The organism is Streptomyces sp. NPDC048331 (genome assembly GCF_043201215.1).
Taxonomy (GTDB): Bacteria; Actinomycetota; Actinomycetes; order Streptomycetales; family Streptomycetaceae; genus Streptomyces.
In genome coordinates this window covers 1-2,121 of the sequence record NZ_JBICYT010000102.1, presented here as the reverse complement: position 1 = coordinate 2,121, position 2,121 = coordinate 1, and the positions used below count along the sequence as shown (strand labels likewise).

The following is a 2,121-nucleotide window of genomic DNA, read 5'->3' as shown; positions in this document are numbered from 1 at the left end:
GCCGTGGCCCTCCGCCCGGGGGCCCCTCCCAGCGGTAGCTGGGGGAGATGCACCGCACCGGACAACACGACCCGGCAAACCTTTCCGGTCACGGCTCCAGGGAGTGTCGGAGACGGTCTACGCCTGCTGCTGCGCGGCCCGCTCCGCCAGGATGCGCTCGATGACGAGCGCGACCCCGTCCTCGTTGTTGGCGACCGTGCGGCCGGACGCGGCAGCGATCACATCGGGGTGGGCGTTGCCCATGGCGTACGAGGTGCCCGCCCAGCTGAGCATCTCCACATCGTTGGGCATGTCCCCGAAGGCGACGACCTCGGCGGGAGAGATGCCGCGCTCGGCGCAGCACAGCGCCAGGGTGCTCGCCTTGGACACGCCCGGTCCGCTGACCTCCAGCAGTGCGGTGGGGCTGGACCGCGTGATCGACGCGTACTCACCGGCGGCGGACCGCGCCAGCGCCAGGAACTCGTCCGGGGCCAGCTCCGCGTGGTGTGCCAGCAGCTTGAGCACAGGTGCGGCGCTTTCGTCCGTGTCCTCGTGCAGCAGCTTCTCGGCAGTGGCCACCCGGGCACCCGGGTCCTTGAAGAAGGGCGGGTAGGCCGGCTCGTAGTTGATGCCGGTGGTCAGCTCGACCGCGAAGGAGGTGCCGGGGGCCGCGGCCCGCAGGGCATCGACGACAGTGAGCGCAGCCGCCCGCGGAAGGGACCTGACCTGCACGAACTCTCGTCCGGCATGCAAGTCGACCACGGCCGCGCCATTGGCGCAGATCGCCAGGCCGTGGCCGTGGACATGGTCGCTGACCACATCCATCCAGCGGGCAGGGCGACCGGTGACGAAGAAGACCTCGATCCCGGCCTCCTCGGCGGCGGCGAGCGCGGCGACCGTGCGTGGCGAGACGGACTTGTCGTCGCGCAGCAGGGTGCCGTCGAGGTCGGTGGCGATCAGCCGGGGCGTGGAGGTTGGCCCGTCCGGGCACTGGGGAGCCGAGGTCACGGCTCCATCTTCGCGCATGGCCGAGGAGCTCCTGACCAGGGGAGGGGGGCCGTCACCGGGGGCGATGTTTCACGTGAAACGGCGCCGTTTCACGTGAAACATCGGCTCGCCGTAGGCTCGAACCATGAGTCTGCGTCTGAGCACGGTGATCCTTCCGGTACGTCGATGGCACGAGGGAGGACGCGATCAGTGGGTCCGGGCCGAGCAGCTCGGGTTCCACACCGCCTACACCTACGATCACCTGTCCTGGCGGACGTTCCGCGACGGCCCGTGGTTCGGCGCGGTCCCCACCCTGACCGCGGCGGCCACCGCCACCGAACGGCTGCGCCTGGGCACGCTCGTCACCTCGCCGAACTTCCGGCACCCGGTCACGCTCGCCAAGGATCTCCTGAGCCTGGACGACATCTCCGCCGGGCGTCTCACCCTGGGTATCGGTGCGGGCGGGAACGGCTTCGACGCCACCGCGCTGGGCCAGGAGGCCTGGTCCCCGCGTGAGCGTGCCGACCGCTTCGCCGAGTTCGTGCCGCTGCTGGACCGGTTGCTGACCGAAGGCTCGGTGAGCCACGAGGGGACCTTCTACTCCGCCGAGGAGGCCCGCAACATCCCCGGCTGTGTGCAGCGGCCCCGGCTGCCGTTCGCGGTCGCCGCGAACGGACCGCGCGGCATGCGGCTCGCCGCCCGGCACGGCCAGGCCTGGGTGACCACGGGCGACCCGAAGCTCTTCGAGGAGGGCACGCCCGAGCAGTCGCGGGAGGCCCTGCGCGGGCAGCTCGAACGGCTCGGCGCGGCCTTCCTGGAGATCGGCCGGGACTTGGAGCCCGTGGAGAAGATCCTCCTGACCGGCTTCACGCCGGAGGCCAACACCGTGCTGCAGTCGGTGGACGCGTTCGTCGACTTCGCCGGCCGGCACCGCGAGCTGGGGTTCACCGAGATCGTGATCCACGCGCCCATCCCGGATTCCGATTTCGCCTCCGACGAGGGCGTCTTCGAGAAGATCGCCACCGAGGCCCTGGCCCAGCTCGACAGCTGACCCGGTGGTGGGGGGGGGGGGGGGGGGGGGGGGGGGGGGCGGGCGCGCGGCGGGGGGGGGGGGGGCCGGGGGCGGGGGGGGGGGGGGGGGCGCGCGCGCGCCCG

General features: G+C 72.3%; 2 protein-coding genes. One reads left to right on the top strand and one right to left on the bottom strand.

Annotation, left to right across the window (positions count from 1 at the left end):
- Positions 1-117: 117 nt before the first annotated feature.
- Positions 118-1,005: a Cof-type HAD-IIB family hydrolase gene (locus tag ACGFYY_RS42330; protein WP_365264854.1), complete on the bottom strand. Its 888-nt coding sequence runs from the start codon at positions 1,003-1,005 to the stop codon at positions 118-120.
- A 106-nt stretch (positions 1,006-1,111) separates the two neighbouring features.
- On the opposite strand from ACGFYY_RS42330, the gene ACGFYY_RS42325 reads away from it, so the two are divergent.
- Complete coding sequence (locus ACGFYY_RS42325) at positions 1,112-2,017, top strand: LLM class flavin-dependent oxidoreductase (protein WP_393717980.1); 906 nt, start codon at positions 1,112-1,114, stop codon at positions 2,015-2,017.
- Positions 2,018-2,121 lie beyond the last annotated feature (104 nt).